General features: G+C 62.9%; 17 protein-coding genes. 7 read left to right on the top strand and 10 right to left on the bottom strand.

The genetic code is table 11. The features are described 5' to 3' along the window. Positions 1 to 64 precede the first annotated feature (64 nt). The 8 genes from ACQRBV_RS22255 to ACQRBV_RS22220 form a co-directional block, all read right to left on the bottom strand. Positions 65 to 1,477: an aldehyde dehydrogenase family protein gene (locus ACQRBV_RS22255; RefSeq protein ID WP_411984048.1), complete on the bottom strand. Its 1,413-nt coding sequence runs from the start codon at positions 1,475 to 1,477 to the stop codon at positions 65 to 67. A 4-nt stretch (positions 1,478 to 1,481) separates the two neighbouring features. After that, positions 1,482 to 2,531 (bottom strand): homoserine dehydrogenase, encoded by a 1,050-nt coding sequence (locus tag ACQRBV_RS22250; RefSeq protein ID WP_060752833.1) that lies wholly within the window; start codon positions 2,529 to 2,531, stop codon positions 1,482 to 1,484. A gap of 177 nt (positions 2,532 to 2,708) precedes the next feature. Continuing rightward, on the bottom strand, positions 2,709 to 3,146 hold the full coding sequence (locus tag ACQRBV_RS22245) for an Lrp/AsnC family transcriptional regulator (protein WP_060752834.1): 438 nt from the start codon (positions 3,144 to 3,146) through the stop codon (positions 2,709 to 2,711). Positions 3,147 to 3,168: 22 nt separating this feature from the next. Then, positions 3,169 to 4,548, bottom strand: coding sequence for a threonine synthase (gene thrC, locus ACQRBV_RS22240; protein ID WP_411984049.1), 1,380 nt, complete (start codon positions 4,546 to 4,548; stop codon positions 3,169 to 3,171). Between the two features lie 16 nt (positions 4,549 to 4,564). Further along, complete coding sequence (locus ACQRBV_RS22235; protein ID WP_411984050.1) at positions 4,565 to 5,455, bottom strand: LysR substrate-binding domain-containing protein; 891 nt, start codon at positions 5,453 to 5,455, stop codon at positions 4,565 to 4,567. Between the two features lie 56 nt (positions 5,456 to 5,511). Then, on the bottom strand, positions 5,512 to 6,942 hold the full coding sequence (locus tag ACQRBV_RS22230; RefSeq protein WP_411984051.1) for an amino acid permease: 1,431 nt from the start codon (positions 6,940 to 6,942) through the stop codon (positions 5,512 to 5,514). A 111-nt stretch (positions 6,943 to 7,053) separates the two neighbouring features. Then, positions 7,054 to 8,310 (bottom strand): cystathionine gamma-synthase family protein, encoded by a 1,257-nt coding sequence (locus tag ACQRBV_RS22225; RefSeq protein WP_411984052.1) that lies wholly within the window; start codon positions 8,308 to 8,310, stop codon positions 7,054 to 7,056. Between the two features lie 168 nt (positions 8,311 to 8,478). Beyond that, complete coding sequence (locus ACQRBV_RS22220; protein ID WP_411984053.1) at positions 8,479 to 10,236, bottom strand: sigma 54-interacting transcriptional regulator; 1,758 nt, start codon at positions 10,234 to 10,236, stop codon at positions 8,479 to 8,481. 269 nt (positions 10,237 to 10,505) lie between these two features. Between ACQRBV_RS22220 and ACQRBV_RS22215 the strand changes: the two genes are divergently transcribed. The 3 genes from ACQRBV_RS22215 to ACQRBV_RS22205 all read left to right on the top strand — a co-directional run bounded on the left by ACQRBV_RS22215 (position 10,506) and on the right by ACQRBV_RS22205 (position 13,822). Continuing rightward, entirely contained in the window at positions 10,506 to 11,981 is a 1,476-nt protein-coding gene (locus ACQRBV_RS22215; RefSeq protein WP_090371226.1) for a benzaldehyde dehydrogenase, read from the top strand. A 44-nt stretch (positions 11,982 to 12,025) separates the two neighbouring features. Further along, positions 12,026 to 12,793: a coniferyl-alcohol dehydrogenase gene (locus ACQRBV_RS22210; RefSeq protein ID WP_411984054.1), complete on the top strand. Its 768-nt coding sequence runs from the start codon at positions 12,026 to 12,028 to the stop codon at positions 12,791 to 12,793. Between the two features lie 81 nt (positions 12,794 to 12,874). Further along, positions 12,875 to 13,822, top strand: coding sequence for a SphA family protein (locus ACQRBV_RS22205; protein ID WP_060752842.1), 948 nt, complete (start codon positions 12,875 to 12,877; stop codon positions 13,820 to 13,822). On the opposite strand, the gene mhpT is transcribed toward ACQRBV_RS22205, so the two are convergent. Further along, a complete protein-coding gene (gene mhpT, locus ACQRBV_RS22200) occupies positions 13,800 to 15,032 on the bottom strand; it encodes a 3-(3-hydroxy-phenyl)propionate transporter MhpT (RefSeq protein WP_411984055.1) in 1,233 nt (410 codons plus the stop codon). The genes ACQRBV_RS22205 and mhpT overlap by 23 nt on opposite strands. A gap of 305 nt (positions 15,033 to 15,337) precedes the next feature. On the opposite strand from mhpT, the gene ACQRBV_RS22195 reads away from it, so the two are divergent. Beyond that, the gene (locus ACQRBV_RS22195) at positions 15,338 to 16,654 is read left to right on the top strand and encodes an OprD family porin (RefSeq protein WP_411984056.1); all 1,317 of its coding nucleotides are present in this window, start codon (positions 15,338 to 15,340) and stop codon (positions 16,652 to 16,654) included. A gap of 1 nt (position 16,655) precedes the next feature. Here the strand turns inward: ACQRBV_RS22195 and ACQRBV_RS22190 are convergent, their stop codons facing one another. Continuing rightward, on the bottom strand, positions 16,656 to 17,147 hold the full coding sequence (locus ACQRBV_RS22190; RefSeq protein WP_104993569.1) for a MarR family winged helix-turn-helix transcriptional regulator: 492 nt from the start codon (positions 17,145 to 17,147) through the stop codon (positions 16,656 to 16,658). 213 nt (positions 17,148 to 17,360) lie between these two features. Here ACQRBV_RS22190 and ACQRBV_RS22185 point away from each other — a divergent pair, with 213 nt between their 5' ends. The 3 genes from ACQRBV_RS22185 to ACQRBV_RS22175 all read left to right on the top strand — a co-directional run bounded on the left by ACQRBV_RS22185 (position 17,361) and on the right by ACQRBV_RS22175 (position 21,663). Beyond that, positions 17,361 to 18,191 carry a p-hydroxycinnamoyl CoA hydratase/lyase gene (locus ACQRBV_RS22185; protein ID WP_411984057.1) on the top strand — a complete coding sequence of 277 codons (831 nt, stop codon included), beginning with the start codon at positions 17,361 to 17,363 and terminating at the stop codon, positions 18,189 to 18,191. Positions 18,192 to 18,268: 77 nt separating this feature from the next. Next, positions 18,269 to 19,717: an aldehyde dehydrogenase gene (locus ACQRBV_RS22180; RefSeq protein WP_411984058.1), complete on the top strand. Its 1,449-nt coding sequence runs from the start codon at positions 18,269 to 18,271 to the stop codon at positions 19,715 to 19,717. A 62-nt stretch (positions 19,718 to 19,779) separates the two neighbouring features. Next, complete coding sequence (locus tag ACQRBV_RS22175) at positions 19,780 to 21,663, top strand: feruloyl-CoA synthase (protein WP_411984059.1); 1,884 nt, start codon at positions 19,780 to 19,782, stop codon at positions 21,661 to 21,663. The last annotated feature ends 1 nt before the right edge of the window (position 21,664 follow it).

Below are 21,664 nucleotides of genomic sequence, written 5' to 3'. Positions count from 1 at the left end.
CGCATTGGGCAGGCGACCAGCCCCGCCCAATGCCTCACCACCCGATTGGGCCGTGCTTGAGCGATCAAGCCAGCGTGTTCAAGCACACCACCTTGGGCTGGGTCATTTCTTCATAGGCAAAACGCACCCCCTCGCGGCCCAGGCTGCCGTATTTGGAGCCGCCAAACGGCATCGCATCGAAGCGATAGTCGGACGAGTCATTGATCATCACGCCACCGGCTTCGATCCGGCGTGCGGCGCTCATGGCCGTGGCCAGGTCACGGGTAAAGATCCCGGCGTGGAGGCTGTACTCGGGTTCGTTGGCCAGCGCGATGGCCTCATCGAAGGATTCAAAACGCTGCAACACCACCACCGGCGCGAAGACCTCATTGCGCCAGAGCTGGCTGGCGTGATCGACGTTTTCCAGGACGGTGGCGGCGTAGCAGGCGCCCTGGCGTCGATGCCCGCAAAGCAACGTAGCGCCTTGGGCCAATGCGTCAGCGACCACACGCTCGGCATTCTGCGCGGCTTGTTGAGTGATCATCGGGCCGATATCGGTGTTGGCGAGCATTGGGTCGCCGACCACCAAGGCTTCGGTTTGGCTGACGAAACGCGCGCGGAACGCTGCGTAAATGGACGCATGCACCAACAGCCGCTGGGTGCCGATGCAGTTCTGTCCCGCGGCCCAGAACGCGCCGGACACGCAACTCGCCACGGTGGCCTCAAGGTCGCAGTCGGCCATGACGATCACCGGTGCGTTGCCGCCCAGGTCCATCGCGAGTTTCTTCAAGCCCGCAGTGCGGGCAATCTGCTCGCCGGTGACAAAGCCTCCGGTAAAGGAAATCATGCGTACCTCTCGCGCCGCCACCAGCGCCTTGCCCAGCTCCGCGCCGCCGGTGGCCAGCGTGACCACGGATTCGGGCAAGCCGGCTTCGACCAGGTACGACACCAGTTTGATCGCCGATAACGGCGCCAGCTCCGAGGGTTTGAGAATCACCGCATTGCCGCCGGCAATGGCCGGGCCGAGCTTATGCGCCACGAGATTCAATGGGTCGTTGTACGGCGTGATTGCGACGATTAAACCGAGCGGCTCACGGGAGAACCAGCCCTGGCGCGACGCCGAGCCTTCATAGGCATCAAAGGGGATCACCTCGCCGGCATTACGCTTGGCCTCTTCGGCGGACAGCTTGAGGGTGTTGACGCAGCGCTTGACCTCTTTTTCGGCCTGCTTGAGGGTCTTGCCGGCTTCCTCGACGATCAGTCGGGCAAATGCCTGGGCATCGCGCTCCACGTGCAAGGCGGCCTGTTCGAGAATCTGCGCCCGGCGATGACGCGGCAACCCCGCGCACGCCTGCACGCCGTCGCGGCCCTGCGCCAGCAACTGCGGTACCTGCGAGGCACACACCTCGGCGACGCTGTCGATCAGCGTACCGTTGTAAGGGTTGAGGACTTGGATCTGCGGTGCCACGACGGCCCGGGCCAGGTTCGATACGTTCATGCGCTTACTCCCGGTTCTGTGCCGCAGCCTGATGCAGGCTGATGATGTCTGACAGCAGCGCGAAGGCGGTTTCCGTACGCCCGGCGCCAGGCCCCGACACTGTCACCGTGCCGATCAGGTCGGTGTTGAACGACACCGCGTTGGTGGCTCCGCCGATGCTGGCCAACGGATGCGCGTTGTCCAGCAGGCGCGGTTCGACGCTGGCACTGACCGAACCGTCGGCCTGGCGTGTGGCGGCGCCGATCAACTTCCAGCGTGCATTGTTCTGGCGGGCCTGGTCGATGTCGTCCAGCGTGAGGGTACTGATACCGCGGCAGCGCACATCGCTGACATTGAGCTTTGCATCCAGCAGTTCGTTGGCCAGGATCACCACTTTGAGGCGCACGTCATGGCCCTCGACATCCGCCGTCGGGTCGGCTTCGGCATACCCCAGCGCCTGGGCCTGCTCGACCGCTTCGGTAAAACCCAGGCCACTCTCCATGCGGGTCAGGACGAAGTTGGACGTGCCGTTGAGAATGCCCTCGAAACCGTTGATCGTGCTGCCCGCCAGCAACTGCCTGGCCAGGCGGATCACCGGGGTGCCACTCATGACCGAGCCTTCATATTCAAAGGCCACGTGATTGCGCTGGGCCAGGGCTTTCAATTGAGCACCGTGCAGGGCAATCGGCCCTTTGTTGGTGGTCACTACGTGCTTGGCGCTTTCCAGCGCCCAGCGACAGAAGGACGTCGCCGGTTCGCCATCCACCGGGTTGGTGAATGTCGCCTCCGCGATGATGTCCGCGCCGGAGTCCTTGATCACCACCTCGTTGAGCGCCAAGGCGCTGCCACCCGGTAGTTGCGCCAGGGCGCCCTTGACCGCCGGCAGACCTGCCAACGAGGCCGCATCCAGCCCTTGACGATTGATCAGCGAACCGAGGAACAGGTCGGTGACGCCGACGATTTTCAGGCTGAAGCCCAGTTCGGTTTTCCAGCGTTCATTGCGCTCGGCAATCAATTGCGCCAGGGCACGATTGACGCCGCCAAAGCCGACCAGCGCGAGTTTATATTCAGTCATTTTTTTATTGCCCTTGATCTGGATGAGGTGGGGTAGGGCTCTAGATTAGGGGCGCGCCCAGGGCAGTGAAATATGCCGATTTGCTCTATTTCATGGGCGTTTTGACCAAGGGAGGGCGCGCATGACCGGCATAAAAAAAGCCAACCGCAGTTGACTTTTTTCCAAGCAAAAACCGGCTCAGACGACTGAGGACAAAACGAACGAAGTCACTGTGTTTTCCACGCCCGCCAGTGCCGAAATCTGATTCCACACCTGATGCACCCGCTGCGGGCTGGTTGCGCTGACGCGCAGCATCAGGTCGAACTCGCCGCTCATGACATCGCACTGGGTCACTTCGGGGATCGCGCGCAGGGCCTGCAAGACGTCTTCCCCGCGCATGCGGTCATAGCGATAGACGAAAATCACTGCGTTGATCTGTGAGGCGGCGTGTCGTCCATCGCCCGTGAGGACGGTATAGCCGAGGATCGCACCGTCGCGTTCCAACCGTTCGATCCGTTGGCGCACGGCGTTGCGCGACAGGTTGACCTTGGCCGCCAGCTCGGCGTGGGCCGCCCGTGCGTTAAGCCGCAGCTCGGCGATGATGCGCTCATCGAGAGGGTCCAGGATGCGCTTCATGGGGCCTCCACTGGCCACGCGTTCAAAGCGTGTCGAGCACGTTAAGAAGGGGGGTGATGTCATCGGGGGCGACCCGATGGCACGGTGGGTGTACCGGTGGCTCGCCCTGGCTGGCTGACGGCGGGAGGCCGATCCCCAGTTCGGCGAGCAACGCCGCCGATTTGACCGGGGAAATTTCCCCCAGCGTGACCATCGGCGCCACCAGGCTGCGACGGTACAGGCGAGCGGCAATCACGCCGGTAGCCGTGTGCGGGTCGACAACGTAGCCGGTGTCGCGATGCAGTGCGGTCATCTCATTCAGGGTTTCCTCATCGCTGACGGCGTAGGAGTCAATGATCATCCGTGCACGTAACCAGCATTCGTTGGCGAGGGTGATCTCGCCGTGGGATTCCAGCTCGAGCATCAACGCGCTGACCGCCTGATGGTCATGCTCATACACTTCCCAGAGGAACCGCTCCAGGTTGGAGAACGTCGACAGGTCCATCGCCGGTGACCGGGTCTTGTTGGCGCGCAGCCTGGAATAATGGTTCTTCAGGAACAACTGGTGCAGGGCATCGTTGGTATTGGTGGCGACGATAATCTGAGTGATGGGCAAGCCCATTTTCTGCGCCACGTAGCCTGCATAAACTTCGGCGAAACTCGCCGCCGGCACGCTGAAACCGATCGGCCGCTGACCGCCGCCCAATTGCAGCACCGCGTGGAAATACATCACCAGTTGCGCCAGCACATTGACCCAGTTGCTGGAGTTGAAACTGATCGCCTCGTACTGGGGGCACGGCCACTGTCTGAACAGCCGGCTCACAATGCCCTGGCACTCGTCGAAGCTGCCGTCGACCGCAAACAGATGCACATCGGGCCGTGCCGCCGCCCACAGTGCGTGCAACTGATGCGGCGGCACCCCTCGCTCCGGGTAAAGCACTACCAGATGGGCCTCGTCACAATCGTTGAACGCCTCGATCGCCGCCAGGCCGGTATCGCCGTTGGTGGCGCCGAGCATCACTGCACGTCGGGCGCGGCGTTGCAGAAAGTACTGCACCAATTGCGCCTGCAATTGCGCGGCAAAATCCTTCGAGGAGCGGGTCGGGCCGTGGAACAGCTCCAATACCCATTCATTGCGGTCGACCTGATGCAAAGGCGCGACGGCCCGGTGCTGGAAACGGCGGCTGGCGTCTTTGAGCAGGCGCTTGAGATCCGGCTCGGGAATGGCGTCCCCAATGAACGGACGCAAGATCCGATACGCCAATTCGTCATAGGGCAAGGTTGACCAGTTCGCGATGTCCTGGGTTTCGAATTGCGGCAGGTCCAGGGGGACGAACAGCCCGCCGTCGTCGGCAATACCGGACAATACGACCCTTTCGAAGTCGACCCGTACGGCGGCATTTCGGGTACTCACATAGTGCATGCTTGGGCTCCGGCCACTATTTGTATCGGTGTGCCTGCTCGACCAGCCAGGTGGAAAACATCACGGCGTCGGGATGCTCGTCGGCGCCTGAACCGCGTACCAGATAAAACGATTCGCTGGCTTCGATACGCTGGTCGAAGGGTGCGACCAGGCGCCCGTCCTCAAGCATTTCGTCGACCATCGAGGAGCGTGCCAGGGCGATCCCTTGCCCCAGCTCCGCCATGCGCAAGGTCGAGATCAGCGTGTCGAACTGCAGGCCGCACGACGAATCGACGGCGTCCGCGCCGACCATCTTCAACCAGTAGCCCCAACCTTCTTCGTAGCCCAGCACATGCAGCAGTGTGTGCTGGGCCACGTCCTCGGCCGCATTCAGTGGTGAACGTGCGGTCAGGGCGGGCGAGCACACTGGAAACAAGGTGTCCCAGGTCAGGCGCTGCGAAACCAGGCCGGGCCATTGACCATGGCCCCAGCGAATCTCCATGTCGTCCTCGCCATCCAGCTCCTTGACCCAGATATTGCTGATGTAGCGGATATCCACCTGCGGATGGGCCTGACGAAAACCCACCAGTTTGGGCGCCAGCCAGTGCACGAAAAACGCCAGGCTGCCGCGCACTTTGATTGGCCGGCGTTTGTGCTGGCCAAAAATCTCATTGGTGCCGACGGCCAGGCGGGTGATCGCATCCTGTACCACCGGCAGGTAGGCCTGGCCTTCTTCGGTCAGGCCCAGGCCACGTGGTAACCGCTTGAACAGCGCCACCCCCAGATGGCTTTCCAACTGCCGGATCTGCTGGCTGACGGCACCCTGGGTCAAGCACAGTTCGTCAGCGGCGTGAGTGAAGTTCAGGCATCGAGCGGACACCTCGAAGGCCCGCAGCCAATTCAACGGCGGGAGTGGCTTTTGCTTCATGATCTGTCCCTTATCGACGCTGTGCCGAGCACGCTGGACCACACCGTCGAGCGTGCCTAGAACGCATCGGACGGTCGAACCGTGGAGGCGAGCGACAGGCGTCGCTCGCGGCTATTGCGGGTAATGTAATACACGAAGTAGCACCAGGCGATGAAGGGCACGCCGAAGTACAGCGCGACCCGCTGCTCGGGGTCGAACGCGATGCCCACACACGCCAGCGCGCAGCACACCAACGCGCCCAGCGGAACCCAGGGGTAACCGCGCACACGGAACTTGAGGTCGCGCACATCGCCGCCGTTGGCCACATACTGGCGGCGAAAGGCGATCTGGCTCGCGGCAATGCTCATCCACACCACCACAACCGCCAACCCGGAGATGGAAACCAGCGCCAGGTACACGGTGTCGGCTGCGAACACGCTGCTGAGCAGGGAGGCGCCGCCACCGACCATGCTCAACACAATCGCATTCAAGGGCGTGCCCATGCGGGTCAGCTGGGAGAACTGCTTGGGCAGATGGCCCTGGTCGCTCAAGGTCCAGAGCATCCGCGAGGCGGCGTACAGCCCGGAGTTGGCGGCCGACAACAGCGCAGTGATGATCACAAAGTTCATGATGTCGGCGGAGTAGGGGATGCCGATATAGGTGAATACGGTCACGAAGGGGCTTTCCACCAAACCGGCCTGTTCGCGGGGCAGCAGGGTTGCCAGGACGGAAATCGTGCCGACGAAAAAGATCGCCAGGCGCAGCACGGTGGTGCGGATGGCCCGTGGCACATTGCGTTGGGGGTCTTTGGTTTCACCGGCGGCGATACCGATCAGCTCGGTGCCCGAGAAGGCGAACGACACGGCCAGCAAGGTCATGGCAATCGACATGAAACCGGTCGGGAACAGGCCCTCGCGGGTGAAGTTACCCAGGCCGATGCTGTGGGCCTGATCGATATTGAGCAGGCCGAGAATGGCGCCGCCGCCGATCACAAGAAACACCACCACCGTCACGACTTTGATCAGCGACAACCAGAACTCGGTTTCGGCAAACAAACGCACCGACACCACGTTGGTGAAAAACACCGCGCCGGCGAACAGCGCACTCCAGATCCATACCGGCGTGTCGGGGAACCAGCGCGTCATCAGGATACCGGCAGCGGTGAATTCCGAACCGATGGCCACGGTCCATGTCAGCCAATACAGCCATGCCACGGTATAGCCGGTGCCCGGGCCGAGAAACCGCGTTGAGTAACTGCTGAACGAGCCGGTTTCAGGCATCTGCACCGCCAATTCGCCCAGGCACATCATCACCATGTAGACCATGAGCGCGCCAATGACGTAGGCGATGACCGCGCCGAGAGGACCTGCCTGGTTGACGGTATATCCAGAGGTCAGGAACAGCCCGGTGCCGATCACGCCACCGAGTGCGAGCATGACGATATGGCGGGTCTGCATTTCCTGTTTGAAGCCGGCACGCGTGTTGAGTTTTTCTTCTTTTGTGGACATGGTTGTTCTCATGAAAGTTGTTAGGGCAGGTCGGAACGTTGCCGCTAAGTCTTATTATTATTCCTCTTCATGAAACGCCTCACAGACGGCCCTGTCGTGAGGTTTGAAACGTCAGTTCGCGACTTCGGCGCAGTTGCTCTGTGGGCTGTTTTTCTCACGCAGGCCGCGCACAAAGGCGAACGCCTGCTTCAAATCATCCAGCAGATCATCGGTGTCCTCGATACCGACCGAGACCCGCACCAACCCTTCCGAAATCCCCAGGGCCAGCCGTTCCTCCAGCGTGTTTTCCACATGACTGGTGGTGCGGGCCGGGCCGTAAATGGTTTCCACCGCACCGAGGTTGCCGGCGCAATGCGCGAAGCGCAGGCGTGGCAATAGCAGCTTGACCGTGTCCATGCCGCCGACCAGTACAAAACTGACGATGGCGCCGAAGCCAGCCATTTGCGCGCAGGCCACTGCGTGGTTCGGGTGCCCGGGCAGGCCGGGATAATTGACGGATGACACCAAGGGTTCGGTGCACAAGAATTCCGCCAGGGCACGAGCGCTGCGCTGCTGTTGGCGCATGCGCAGTACCAGGGTTTTCATGCCGCGAATGATCAGGTAGGCCGAGAACGGGTCGAGTGACGCACCGTTGATTTCGCGGTAATGCCGAACCTTGGCCATCAACGATTCCTGGCCGCAGACCAGGCCGCCCAGCACATCACCGTGACCGCTTAGGAACTTGGTGGCGCTGTGAATAACCACGTCCACCCCCAGCGCCAGCGGGCTCTGATTCAGTGGCGTGGCGAAGGTGTTGTCGGCCACGACCAAGGCGCCGACGCGTCTGGCCGCCGCGACCAGCCGTTGGATATCGACGATTTTCAGGGTCGGGTTGGTGGGCGTTTCCAGGTACACCACCTGACAGCCTTTGGCGATTTCGCGCTCGATCTGCTCATGATCGAACGTCTCGCACAGCGTGACCGCCACGCCCATGCGCGGCAGGAACTCTTCGAAAATCTTGTTGGTGCCGCCATAGCTGTCCTTGGTGGAGACCACGCGGTCGCCATGAGCCAGGAAGGTGTAAAGCACGCTGCTGATCGCAGCCATGCCGCTGCTGAAGGCAACGGCGGATTCGGCCATTTCCAACTCGCCGATCTTGGCTTCGAGGGTCTCGACCGTCGGGTTGCTCATGCGGCTGTATATGAAGCCCTGGGCTTTGCCCAATGCCACGTCATACCAGACATCGATGTCGTCGTAGCCATACGCGGCGCTGGCCACGATCGGGGTTTGGGTAGCGTTGTAGGGGTGCCTGACTTGCTCCCCGCCCCAGACTGCCCGGGTCCCGGCACCCGCATTATCAAGTCCTGTGCTGTCAGGTTTTTTGTTCATTGAGATACTCGCACTGAGGGGTGAACGTTGAGTCATTCACACAGATAGTGCGAGCCAATATAGGGATTGGCGGCGTCCCCGAGAAACGATGTTATCGGTGCCAAAGGGCTGCTTTTTTTAATGGGTGGAGCTGGAGCAGCTCGATAATTCTGAGGTCGGTCTGCGCGCTCACGGGGTTTGCCGCTGATGTTTCTTCAACCGATAGGCAAATTGGGCACGGCTGAGCCCAACGCGTCTGGCCGCCGCGGCCAGGTTGCCGGCGTTCTGTTGCAGCGCCTCTCGGATCAGGCGTGCTTCGAGCCCTTCGATGGAAAACCCCTGGTCGAGTTGGCCCAGGGTGTCCAGCAGCACAGGGGGGCTGACCGGCGCGGTGTTTGACAGGCTGCCGTGGTGGTCCAGGCCATAGGCATCCGCCGGCAGCGGTTCGTTGCGAAACAGATGCACCAGATCAATCGCTTGGCCCTCGTCACTGGCGATCAGGCCGCGCTCGATCAGGTTTTGCAGCTCACGCACATTGCCCGCGAAATCGTAGCGCAGCAGCACCTTCAGCGCGCGCATGGTCAGGCCGGCGGGTGTACGCGCGTATTCCTGGCAGAAGCGCGTCAGGAACGCATTGATCAACAGCGGGATGTCATCCCGGCGCTCACGCAGCGGCGGCAGGGCGATGGGGTAGACATTCAGGCGGTAGAACAGGTCTTCACGAAACGAGCCGTCGGCGACCGCCTTGCGCAAGTCGATATTGGTCGCGGCCACCACCCGCACGTCCACCGTGATGCCGCGCACGCCGCCGACCCGTTCGATCTCGCGCTCCTGCAACGCCCGCAGCAGTTTGCTTTGCCCCGCCAGGCTGAGGCTGGTGATTTCATCCAGGAACAGGGTGCCGCCCTGGGCCCGTTCGAAACGCCCGGGACGCGAGTGGGTGGCGCCGGTGTAGGCGCCACGCTCGACCCCGAAGAGTTCGGCTTCGATCAGGTTGTCGGGGATGGCCGCGCAATTGAGCGCGACGAATGGGCTGTCACGGCGGCCGCTGAGTTGGTGCAGCTGGCGTGCGAACATCTCCTTGCCGACGCCGGACTCACCGCTGATCAGCACCGTGGCGGGGGTCAGCGCGACGCGTTGCAAGGCTTGCATCGCGGCGTTGAACGCTGCACTGGCACCCACCAGCGGTTGTGCCTGGCTGACCCCGGCAGGGCTGCCTGCCGGACTATGGCGCAGCGGGGTGGCGGCGGGGCTGGTGACGGCCTGGGACACATTCAGGTAGCGCAGGTCCTGCTCGGCGTCGCCCCATTGCTCGACCGTCTTGCCGAGCACCCTGCAACTGCGGTGGCCCATGCCACGGCACTCGACTTCACGGAAAATCACCAGTTGCCCGAACAGGCCACTGACGAAGCCCGTGGCATACCCGGTCTCCGTCCAGCACACCGGATCCTGGCCGACACCGTAGGCGCGCACATGCTCGTCGGCCTCGCAGGAGTGGTGCCAGAGAAACTCGCCTTCATAGAACCCCGAGTCGGCGTCGAACTTGAAGTACAGGGGTTCGACCTTGGTCATGCCCTCCAGGGTGTGCAAGTGCGTCCCGGCCCGGAACACGGCGGCGGCATCGGCCTGTGGCCAGCGCTCGCGTATCAGGCGCGCATCGCGCGCGCCGCAGGCATAACCGGTGCGGGTAAACAGGCCGCGCGCCTGCTCCAGCCCCAGGCGCTCGATGACTTCCCCACGCAGGGCGCCGAAGGCGGAGCTGTGCAGCAGCAACATGCGTTGGTCGTTGAGCCAGATCCGCCCGTCTTCGGGAGAGAAAAACAGGCAGTCGGTCAGTTCCGCAGGCGTGGGTGAACTGCTGTCGCTGAGTTGGCGGCTGTCGCCGCGCGGATGATAGTGCGCGGCGCTCGCTCGGTCGTCGGGCTGCGCGCTTTGGGGATTAGTCATTGTTATGCCCCTGCAAGGCGAGTGATCGATATGAGTCACTGCTCAGATAGTTATTAAACATAACCTTATCAATTGAACAAGTGGCGCGGTGGTGGTTTTTGCAGTTGAGCGATGGAGCACCGCAACGCGGCGCGTGAAAGGCCCCGATCCAGAGCCTTCGACGGTTTATGTCAGCGGGGTCTCGTGCAAGCGGCACAGCCTTTGCTCAAGGCTTGATGCGGCGTCTGCACCCGTGCAGGCGATGACAATTACAAGAACCGGGAGTTGCCATGTCAGTGTCTGAAACCACCCACCTGTTACAACGGGCCATCGAGTCCGAATGCCTGTTCAACGGCGATTGGGAGCCCGCTTCGGGAGCCGTGATCCCCGTGATCGAACCTGCCACCGGCGAACCGCTGATGAACTGCGCCATGGCCAGCCCGGCCGACATCGCCGTGGCCAGCCGCAGCGCGGCCCTGGCCCAGCCGGCATGGGCCGCGCTCGGCCCACGGGAGCGCGCCGAGGTGTTTCGCAAGGCGGCTGAGGTGGCCCGACAGTCATTCGCCGAACTGGCGCTGTATGTCGCCCGGGAAACCGGCGCCGCGCTGTTCAAGGGCGAGCACGAAGTGCGCGAAGCGATCGTGCTGCTGCATCAGGCGGCGGGCTTGCTGTCCCAACCCCACGGCGTGGTACTGCCCAGCGCGGCGGGGCGCTTGTCCTATGCACGGCGCCAGCCCCATGGTGTGGTCGGGGTGATTTCCCCGTTCAACTTTCCCTTGGTGCTGTCGCTGCGTTCGGTGGCACCGGCCCTGGCGGCGGGCAATGCGGTGGTGCTCAAGCCCGATCCGCAGACCCCGGTCAGCGGTGGTTTCCTGATCGCCCGGCTGTTCGAAGAAGCGGGCCTGCCCAAGGGTTTGCTGCACGTGTTGCCCGGCGCCGCAGCGGCAGGTGAGGCGCTGTGCCGCGACCCCAACGTGCGGATGATCGCGTTTACCGGCTCCACGGCAGCGGGGCGCAAAGTCGCCGAGGTGGCTGGCCGGCACCTGAAAAAAGTCGCGCTGGAACTGGGCGGCAAGAACCCGTTGATCATTCTCGAAGACGCCGACCTCGACCTGGCCGCCAGCAACGCCGCCTGGGGAGCATGGCTGCACCAGGGGCAAATCTGCATGGCGACCGGGTTGGTGCTGGTGCATGAGTCCATCGCCGCCAGCCTGACGCGCAAGTTGGTGGACAAGGCCCGTGCGCTGACCGTGGGCAACGCTGCGCGCGGTGAAGCAGCGCTCGGCCCCTTGATCAACCTGCGCCAATTGCAGCGCGTGCGCGAGATCGTCAACGACAGCCTGCAGGCGGGCGCAAAGCTGGAGGCGGGCGGCGATTATGACCAGCTGTTTTACCAACCCACGGTGCTCAGTGGCGTACGGCCGGGTATGCGCGCCTTTGAAGACGAAATTTTCGGCCCGGTGGCGACGGTGGTCAGCTTTGCCACGGATGAGGAGGCCATCGAGCTGGCCAACCGCACCGAGTACGGGCTTTCGGCGGCCATCCTCTCGCCCTCGGTGGGGCGCGCCATGGCCATCGGCGAGCGGCTGGACTGCGGCCTGCTGCATATCAACGACCAGACCGTGGCGGATGAGTGCATCAACCCTTTCGGTGGGCGCGGCGCGTCGGGCAATGGCGGCAGCGTTGGCGGGCCGGCTGACTGGGACGAATACAGCCAATGGCAATGGGTCACCGTGAAAAACACGCCGCCGGCCTATCCCTTCTGAGCCTTGGCTCGCACCTGCCTACACAACAACAAGAGGGCTTGAACATGCACCTGTACAACAAAACCTTGATCGTCACCGGCGTCGCGTCGGGCATTGGAGCGGAAGTGGCGCGATTGGCGCGCTTCCAGGGCGCCACGGTGTTGGGCGTCGATCGCCATGAACCCCAATTGACGCTGGCTGGATTTTTTCATGCCGACCTGAGTGATCCCGCGAGCATCGACGCGCTGGTGGCGCGCCTGCCGACGCGGGTTGACGCGCTGTGCAATATTGCCGGTGTGCCCGGTACGGCGCCGGTGCAAACGGTGGCGGAGGTCAACTACCTGGGGTTGCGCCATCTCACCCAAGCGCTGCTGTCACGCATGCCGGCGGGCGGCAGCATCGTCAACGTCGCCTCGGTGCTCGGCGCGCAGTGGCCGCAGCGCCTGGCGCTGCACAAAGCGCTGGCCGCGACTGAGAGCTTCAGGGCCGGGCAGCAGTGGCTGGCGGCCAATCCGGTGGAGCAGGGCAGCTGCTATCAGTACTTCAAGGAAGCGCTGATCGTCTGGAGCGCACAGCAATCCCAAGCCTGGTTTCGCGATCACGCGGTGCGTATCAACTGTGTCGCGCCAGGGCCGGTGTTCACCCCGATTCTGGGGGATTTCGTCAGCATGCTCGGGCCAGAGCGGGTGGCCGAGGACAGCCAGCGCATGACCCGCCCGGCCTTGGCTGATGAGGTGGCCTCAGTGATCGCGTTCCTTTGCTCGGACGCGGCGCGTTGGGTCAACGGGGTCAATCTGCCGGTGGATGGCGGGTTGGCCGCCACTTACCTGTAGGCATTGCCACAGCGTTGCACCCCGGTGCGGCAGCGCCGTGCCGGGGGTCTTGAACAACAACAAAAATACAGGACATACAAGATGCTCAAGCCTATCTTGCGGCCGGTTGCGGCCGTGACATGGGTCGCGTTGTCAGCGACCGCTCATGCTTACGACTTACCCGGCCTGAACCTTGGGACCACCAGCTTCTATGACGGCTCACCCGCGCCTGCCGGACCCGGTTGGTACCTGGAGGAATACCTCACGTACTCGCGTGCGAGCCGCTTCAATGATGCCCATGGCAACAAGCTCGCGTTGCCCCGGCAGGACCTGGAAGTGGTGGCGCCCACCACGCAGATCATCTACGTCGGCCAGCCCCTGGCCAATGGCGCGATGCCAGGATTTACCCTGATCAATACCTCCCTGGCCCATGTGTCGGTGGAGGATGGCTTGAACAACGCGGCACTCAGTTCCCGGGCCGGGTTTGGCGATGTCACGCTGGGCGCGTTCCTGCAACTGCCGACAGTGACCCGAGCCGATGGCAGCCCGTGGTTGACCCAGCGGGTCGAGGCGGATGTGACGGTGCCGGTGGGCGCTTACGACCGCAATCGCTCGATCAACCCCGGCAGCCATTTCTGGTCATTCAACCCCTACTACGCGGCGACATACTGGTTCAGCCCCAAGTGGTCGGCGAGTGGGCGTTTCATGTACCTGTGGAATGGCAAGAATGATCAGCCGCAGGCAGGCTTTGGAGATGCCTCCAGCACCCAGGCCGGGCAGGCACTGCATGCCAACCTGACGCTGCAGTACGCTATCGACGCGCAATTGAGCCTGGGCTTGAATGGCTACTGGTTGAAGCAGATCACCGACACCGAGGTGGATGGGCATGCGGTGAGTGGGCGTCGAGAAAAGGTCTGGGCCATCGGCCCGGGCATGATGTACGCGTTCAACAAGGAAAATATCCTGTCGGTGAACGCGTACTTCGAGCAACAGGCGCAAAACCGCACCCAGGGCAACAAGCTGGTGTTTAACTGGCTGCACCGGTTTTAGCGGCGGGGGTGCCAGGCAGGCCCGGTGGCGCCGCACGTAGCATCACGCTGATGATGGTGAGTGCGGCGATCACCACGCCGGGGGACGTCGCCAACAGCACGCCGGGAGTGCCGGCGCCTGCCGCGAGGAGTTGCCCGGCCGCCAGCGGCCCGGCCACCGAGCCCAGCCGGCCGATAGCCACGGCCGCCCCCACGCCGGTCGCACGCACGGCGGTGGGGTAGGCGGGTGGGGCGCTGGCATACAGCACCAATTGGGCGGCCATCACGAACAACCCGGCGGCAAAGCCGGCAATGGCCATGGGCACAATCCCCACCGACAGGCCGACCCCGGCCAGTGCGGCGAGCAACCCGGTGTACACGCACAGCACCACTTTCAGCGCGTTGCAGCGGTCCAGCAGCACCCCGCCCAGCAGCGAGCCGAGGGCGCCGCCGATATTGAAGAGCATCTGCACCAAGCCCGCCTGGGGTTTGCTGAAGCCCTGTTCCATCAGCAACGAAGGCAGCCAGTTGAGCAGCATGTACATCACGGTCAGGGTGAAGAAGTAACTGAGCCATAACGCCAGGGTCGTGCGTGCGCGCCCTTCGCCGAACAGTGCCTCGCCGGTGGAGGGGCGCAGGCTGTGGCCTTGCCCGGACTGTTGGCGAAAGGCATTGGATTCAGGCAGCAGCCAGATCATCAGCGGCACGGCCAGCAAGGGCGCCAGGCCGCCAATGATAAAAGTGGTTTGCCAGTGTTCACTGGAAAACATCGCGACCACGGCGGCGAGTGCACCGCCCAGTGGCACGCCGCAGTACATGACGCTGATCGCAGTGCCACGCTTGCCTTCGCTGACCGCCTCGGCACACAGCGCGATCAGGTTGGGCAGCGCGGCGCCCAGGCCCAGGCCGGTGAGAAAGCGCACCAGCAACAGGCTCCAATAGCTCTCGACAAACGCAGTACTCAGGGAAAACAGCCCGAACAGCAGTACGGCACTGGCCAGGATTTTCTTGCGGCCGATGCGGTCGGCGACCCAGCCACCGAAGAACGCCCCCGGCAGCAAGCCAATGATGCCGACGCTGAAGACCCAGCCGAGCATTTTCGGGTCCAGCGCAAAACTTTGCCGCAACCCGGCGGCAGCGGTGCCGGCGGCCTGCAGATCGAAACCCTCGATCAGCGCAACGATAAAGCACAACGCGATAGTCAGCGTCGAACGACGCGATGGACTGTCCATGGGCAAACCTCATTGTTGTTTTTGTTGTGGTGCGAGCCGATCGGCTGCTGACGATTAAGATAACAAATATAACTAAAAAAACTACGACGGCGAACCTGCCGCAAATATCGACCAGCAAGCCCTCTATCTCAGTCGTTTGCGCTGGGGACGCATGGGGTAAATGAAAATAGATAGTTTTATTAACGTTCGATTATCGGTCAGTCGCGGTTGACGAGTGCCTCCAGCTGTTTCCATTCTCTGTTGGCGAAGCCGGTTGGCCGAGCGCGTGTCACCCCAAAAACAACAACAAAAAATGGACATCGAACATGCAAAAACTCCCCACGGGCGCTGTCGCGGCGGCCTGCCGTGTGTCGAACCGCACGCCACGCCTGATCAGTGCGCTGCTGCTGTTGAGTGTTCTGCCCACCTCGTCGTGGGCGGCGGGGTTTATCGACGACAGTCATGCCACCCTGACGCTACGCAACTACTACCTGGACCGTGACTACAAGGACGACGGCGCCAAGACCGCCGCCCGCGAATGGGCGCAGGCGTTTATCCTCAACCTGGAATCGGGATACACCCCAGGCACCGTGGGCTTTGGCCTGGATATGCGCGGGCTGATGGGGGTCAAGCTCGACTCTTCGCCAGACCGCAGCGGCACTGAGTTATTGCCGGTATCGGCCAGCGACAAGCGTGCCGCCGATGAATATTCGCGGCTGGCGCCGACCGCCAAGTTGCGGTTTGCCCAAACCACGGTCAAGGCCGGCGACGTGTCGATCTTTCTGCCATTCGCTTTTGCCAGCCCCTCACGCCTGCTGCCGCAGACCTTTCGCGGCACGACCTTGAGTTCCAAGGATATCGACGGGCTGACCCTGAATACCGGCTACATCGACCGTATCAACAAGCGCGATTCCACCGACTATCAGGCCATGACGATCGCCTCGCCCAACCGCCGGTTCAACGCCACCGCAACCACCTCGCACCTGGCGTACCTGGGCGGCGATTACCAGGTCAATAAAGACCTCAGCTTGCGCATTTATCACGCGCAAGTGGCGGACCTCTATCAGCAGGACACCTTCGCGTTGCTGCATAACCTGCCAGTGGGCGACGGGGTACTGACCAGCGACCTGCGCAGTTTTTTCAGCCGCGAAGACGGCAGCGCCAAGGCCGGTAAGGTGGATAACCGCAACCTCTCGGCGCTGTTCGGCTATCGCCTCGGCGGGCATCGTTTCAGCCTGGGCTACATGCACTCCAGCGGCGACACGGCCACGCCCTATATCTCGGGGACCGAGCTGATGGGCATGAGCGAACTGACCATGAGTTCGGACTTTCTCAACGCCAAGGAGCGCACCTGGCAGGCGATCTACGACTATGACTTTGCGGCCTCAGGCTTGCCGGGCCTGAAAAGCCGGCTGCGGTATGTGCGAGGCGACAATATCGAATTGACGGCCTTCAATGCCCAGGACCGCAAGGAGCGTGAGTTCCAGATGGAACTGGGCTACGTGATCCAGAGTGGCCCGCTGAAGAACGTCGGGCTGATGGCGCGCAAGTCGATCTACCGCAACGACTTCCCCGGTGGCGCCGCGTTTCGCGATGAAAACCAGACACGCTTCCTGGTGCTCTACACCGTGGCGCTCTGGTAGGTCAGCCGTCCTGGTACACCTTCTTGAGCAGGCGCAGCAGCTCTGCACGCTCTTCGGCGTCGAGGGCGGCGGTGGCGTCCAGGTCGCTCTGGGCGGCGATGTCCTTGAGTTCCTTGAGCAAGACTTCGCCAGGCTTGCTCAAGAAAATCCCATAGGAGCGCTTGTCCGGTTTGCAGCGCACGCGCACGGCCAGGGCGCGGCTTTCCAATTTGTTCAGCAAGGGCACCACCTGCGGTGGTTCGATGGCCAGGGCGCGTGCCAGGTCGGCCTGCATCAGCCCGGGGTTCTGCTCGATGATCGCCAGGGCCGAGAACTGGGCGGGGCGCAGGTCATGCTCGGACAGCCGGCCGATCAGGTTCTGGAACAGCTTGAGCTGGGCGCGGCGCATGGCATAACCGATCAGATCGTCCAGCGCTGAATCCAGCGGCGGCCGTGCCTCGTCGTTGTCGGGCGGGGCCTGGCGGGCGGCGGCGAGGGTGGAGGGCTTGGCCATTGGCAGTGCAATCCTCAGGAAGTGGAGGTTAAGAAGGCTATCTAGTTTGCCGGGGTTGACGCGCCCTGGCTACGACAGCTTTTCAAGTCGTAGGAAAAAACGCTGGTCACACCTTGAGAAATATTGGTTATTAAAATTAATAGTTAATTGACATAACCATATTTGCGGTTTAATTTCGAATCCATCTTCACACCAGAACAAGAGCATACCGCCATGAGCAATTACGAAGGCCGTTGGACCACTGTCAAGGTTGAGATCGAGCAAGGCATCGCCTGGGTCATTCTCAATCGCCCGGAAAAACGCAACGCGATGAGCCCGACCCTCAACCGGGAAATGATCGACGTGCTGGAAACCCTGGAGCAGGACCCGGCCGCCGGTGTGCTGGTACTGACGGGCGCCGGTGAAGCCTGGACCGCAGGCATGGACCTCAAGGAATACTTTCGCGAAGTGGATGCCGGCCCGGAAATCCTCCAGGAAAAAATCCGCCGTGAAGCCTCGCAATGGCAATGGAAGTTGCTGCGCATGTACGCCAAACCGACCATCGCCATGGTCAACGGCTGGTGCTTCGGCGGTGGTTTCAGCCCGCTGGTGGCCTGCGATCTGGCGATCTGCGCCGATGAAGCGACCTTCGGTCTCTCGGAAATCAACTGGGGCATCCCACCGGGCAACCTGGTCAGCAAGGCCATGGCCGACACCGTGGGCCATCGTCAATCGCTGTACTACATCATGACCGGCAAGACCTTCGGCGGGAAGAAGGCCGCTGAAATGGGCCTGGTCAACGAGAGCGTACCGTTGGCGCAACTGCGCGAAGTCACCATTGAGCTGGCGCGCAACCTGTTGGAGAAAAACCCGGTGGTGCTGCGCGCGGCCAAGCATGGTTTCAAGCGTTGCCGCGAACTGACCTGGGAGCAGAACGAAGATTACCTGTACGCCAAGCTCGATCAGTCACGCTTGCTCGACACCGAAGGCGGACGCGAGCAGGGCATGAAGCAATTCCTCGACGACAAGAGCATCAAGCCGGGCCTGCAGGCGTATAAACGCTGAGGTGTGCGGCCTGCGGGCCGCATTGCCGTCACCCTGCTTGAACGTATTCCCGATAAAGATAATAAAGAGGAATCACCATGCTGGACGTGCCCCTATTGATTGGCGGCCAGTCGTGCCCCGCCCGCGACGGTCGAACCTTCGAGCGTTGCAACCCAGTGACCGGTGCCGTGGTTTCGCGGGTGGCCGCCGCCACCCTGGAAGATGCCGACGCCGCCGTGGCGGCGGCCCAGGCCGCGTTTCCCGTCTGGGCTGCGCTGGCGCCCAACGAGCGTCGCACCCGCCTGCTCAAGGCCGCCGAGCAATTGCAGGCGCGTAGCGCTGAATTTATCGCCGCGGCCGGTGAGACCGGCGCCATGCCCAACTGGTATGGCTTTAACGTGCGCCTGGCGGCCAACATCCTGCGCGAAGCCGCGTCGGTGACCACCCAGATCACCGGCGATGTCATCCCCTCCGATGTGCCTGGCAGCTTTGCCATGGCCCTGCGCCAACCGTGCGGCGTGGTGCTGGGCATCGCGCCCTGGAATGCTCCGGTTATTCTCGCCACTCGCGCCATTGCCATGCCGCTGGCGTGCGGCAACACCGTGGTACTCAAGGCTTCTGAGTTAAGCCCGGCGGTACACCGGTTGATCGGCCAGGTGTTGCAGGACGCCGGCCTGGGCGATGGCGTGGTCAATGTCATCAGCAATGCGCCGGCGGATGCGGCCGCGATTGTCGAGCGGCTGATCGCCAACCCGGCGGTGCGGCGAGTCAATTTCACCGGCTCGACCCATGTCGGGCGGATTGTCGGCGAACTCTGCGCTCGCCATCTCAAGCCGGCGCTGCTGGAACTGGGCGGCAAGGCACCGTTGCTGGTGCTCGATGACGCCGACCTGGACGCTGCCGTAGCGGCCGCGGCCTTCGGCGCGTATTTCAATCAGGGGCAGATCTGCATGTCCACCGAACGCCTGATTGTCGATGCCAAGGTCGCCGATGCCTTTACCGCCAAGCTGGCGGCCAAACTCGAAACCCTGCGCGCCGGTGACCCTGCCGCGCCGGATTCGGTGCTGGGTTCGCTGGTGGATACCGGCGCCGGCACGCGCATCAAGGCGCTGATCGACGATGCCCTGAGCCAGGGCGCACGCCTGGTGGCCGGCGGGCAATTGGACGGCAGCATCCTGCAGCCGACCCTGATCGAGGGTGTCACCGAACACATGCGGCTCTACCGCGAAGAGTCCTTTGGCCCGGTGGCGGTGTTGCTGCGCGCTGACGGTGACGAAGCGCTGCTGCGCCTGGCCAACGATTCCGAGTTCGGTTTGTCGGCGGCGATCTTCAGCCGCGACACCGGACGTGCCCTGGCGCTTGCGCAACGGGTGGAATCGGGCATTTGCCATATCAATGGCCCGACGGTGCATGACGAGGCGCAGATGCCGTTTGGTGGCGTCAAGTCCAGCGGTTATGGCAGCTTTGGCGGCAAAGCCTCCATCGAACACTTCACGCAATTGCGCTGGGTGACGTTGCAGAACGGGCCACGGCACTACCCGATCTGAGTCCGTTGCGCGACATAACAATAAAGGCGGGCGTTTGACCCGCCTTGATGGAGGGCATTCTTGTGAGTTCCGAATTCAGACCGCAACCTCAGTCCGAGCCGCACCCGCCGCAGTACCGCGCGGTGTCCATCGGCCATGCGCCGGTCGAGGTCACTGAAGAACAGGGCGTGCTGCATATGCGTTCCCTGGAGCCATTGGCCGAGCTGCCGAGGCGCTTGCTGGATCGTCTGGTGCATTGGGCCGAGGTACGGCCTGAGCAGACGTTTATCGCCGCGCGCCAGGCCGACGGTGAATGGCGCCGAGTCAGCTACGCGCAGATGCTCGACAGCGTGCGAGCCATCGCCCAAAGCCTGCTGGGTTTCGGGCTGTCGGCGCACAAGCCCCTGGCGCTGCTGTCAGGCAACGATATCGAACATTTGCAGATGGCCCTCGGCGCGATGTACGCCGGCATTCCCTACTGCCCGATTTCGCCGGCGTACTCATTGTTGTCCCAGGATTTCGCCAAGCTGCGGCATGTATGCGACCTGCTGCAACCGGGGCTGCTGTTTGTCAGCGATGCGCCGGCGTATCGGCGTGCGATCGATGCGGTAGTGCCGGCCGACACACCGCTGATCAGTGTGCGCGGCGAGGTGCCGGGGCGTACCCACGTCAGCTTTACGCACCTGCTGCAGACACCCGGCGGTGCCGAGGCCGAGGCGGCGTTCAACGCCACCGGCCCCGACACCATCGCCAAATTCCTCTTCACCTCGGGCTCGACCAAGTTGCCCAAGGCGGTGATCACCACCCAACGCATGCTGTGCGCCAATCAGCAAATGCTGTTGCAGACGTTTCCGGTGTTTGGCGAGGAGCCGCCGGTGCTGGTGGACTGGCTGCCGTGGAACCACACCTTTGGCGGCAGCCACAACGTGGGCATCGTGCTTTACAACGGCGGCACCTTTTACCTGGACGACGGCAAACCCACGGCCCAAGGCTTCGCCCAGACCCTGCGCAACCTCAAGGAGATCTCACCCACGGCGTACCTGACGGTGCCCAAGGGCTGGGAAGAACTGGTCAATGCGCTGGAACAGGACGCCGAGTTGCGCGAGTGCTTTTTTGCCCGCATGAAGCTGTTCTTCTTCGCTGCCGCCGGCCTGTCGCAAAGTGTCTGGGATCGGCTTGACCGGGTGGCCGAGCGGCACTGCGGCGAGCGCATCCGCATGATGGCGGGGCTGGGCATGACCGAAGCCGCGCCATCCTGCACCTTCACCACCGGTCCGTTGTCGATGGCCGGTTACATCGGCTTGCCCGCGCCGGGTTGCGAGGTGCGGCTGGTACCGGTGGACGGTAAGTTCGAAGGGCGCTTTCGCGGGCCGCACATCATGCCCGGGTACTGGCGGGCGCCGGAGCAAACCGCCGAGGCGTTCGATGAGCAGGGTTATTACTGTTCCGGGGATGCGCTCAAGCTCGCTGACCCCCAGCAACCGCAATGGGGGTTGATGTTCGATGGGCGGATCGCCGAAGACTTCAAGCTGTCTTCCGGGGTATTTGTCAGCGTCGGCCCGCTGCGCAATCGCGCCGTGCTTGAAGGCTCGCCCTATGTGCAGGATGTGGTGATTGCCGCACCGGACCGTGAGTGCCTGGGTGCCCTGGTGTTCGCCAGGCTCTACGAATGTCGCAGGCTGGCGGGCCTGAGCGCCGAGGCCAGCGACACTGAAGTGTTGGCCAGTGCGCCGGTGCGCCAGTGGTTCGCCGACTGGTTGCAGCGACTCAATCGCGAGGCCACCGGCAATGCCAGTCGCCTGGAGTGGATTGCGCTGCTCGACGAGCCGGCGTCCATCGACCGCGGTGAAATTACCGACAAGGGTTCGATCAACCAGCGTGCGGTATTGCAGTGGCGTGCGGCGAAAGTCGAAGCGCTGTATCGCGGTGAAGACCCCACGCTGCTGCGTGCGGAACACACACAATGAG

This window comes from Pseudomonas sp. R11F (assembly GCF_050312575.1).
GTDB classification, from domain to species: domain Bacteria; phylum Pseudomonadota; class Gammaproteobacteria; order Pseudomonadales; family Pseudomonadaceae; genus Aquipseudomonas; species Aquipseudomonas palleroniana.
This window is presented reverse-complemented; position numbering and strand designations above follow the sequence as displayed.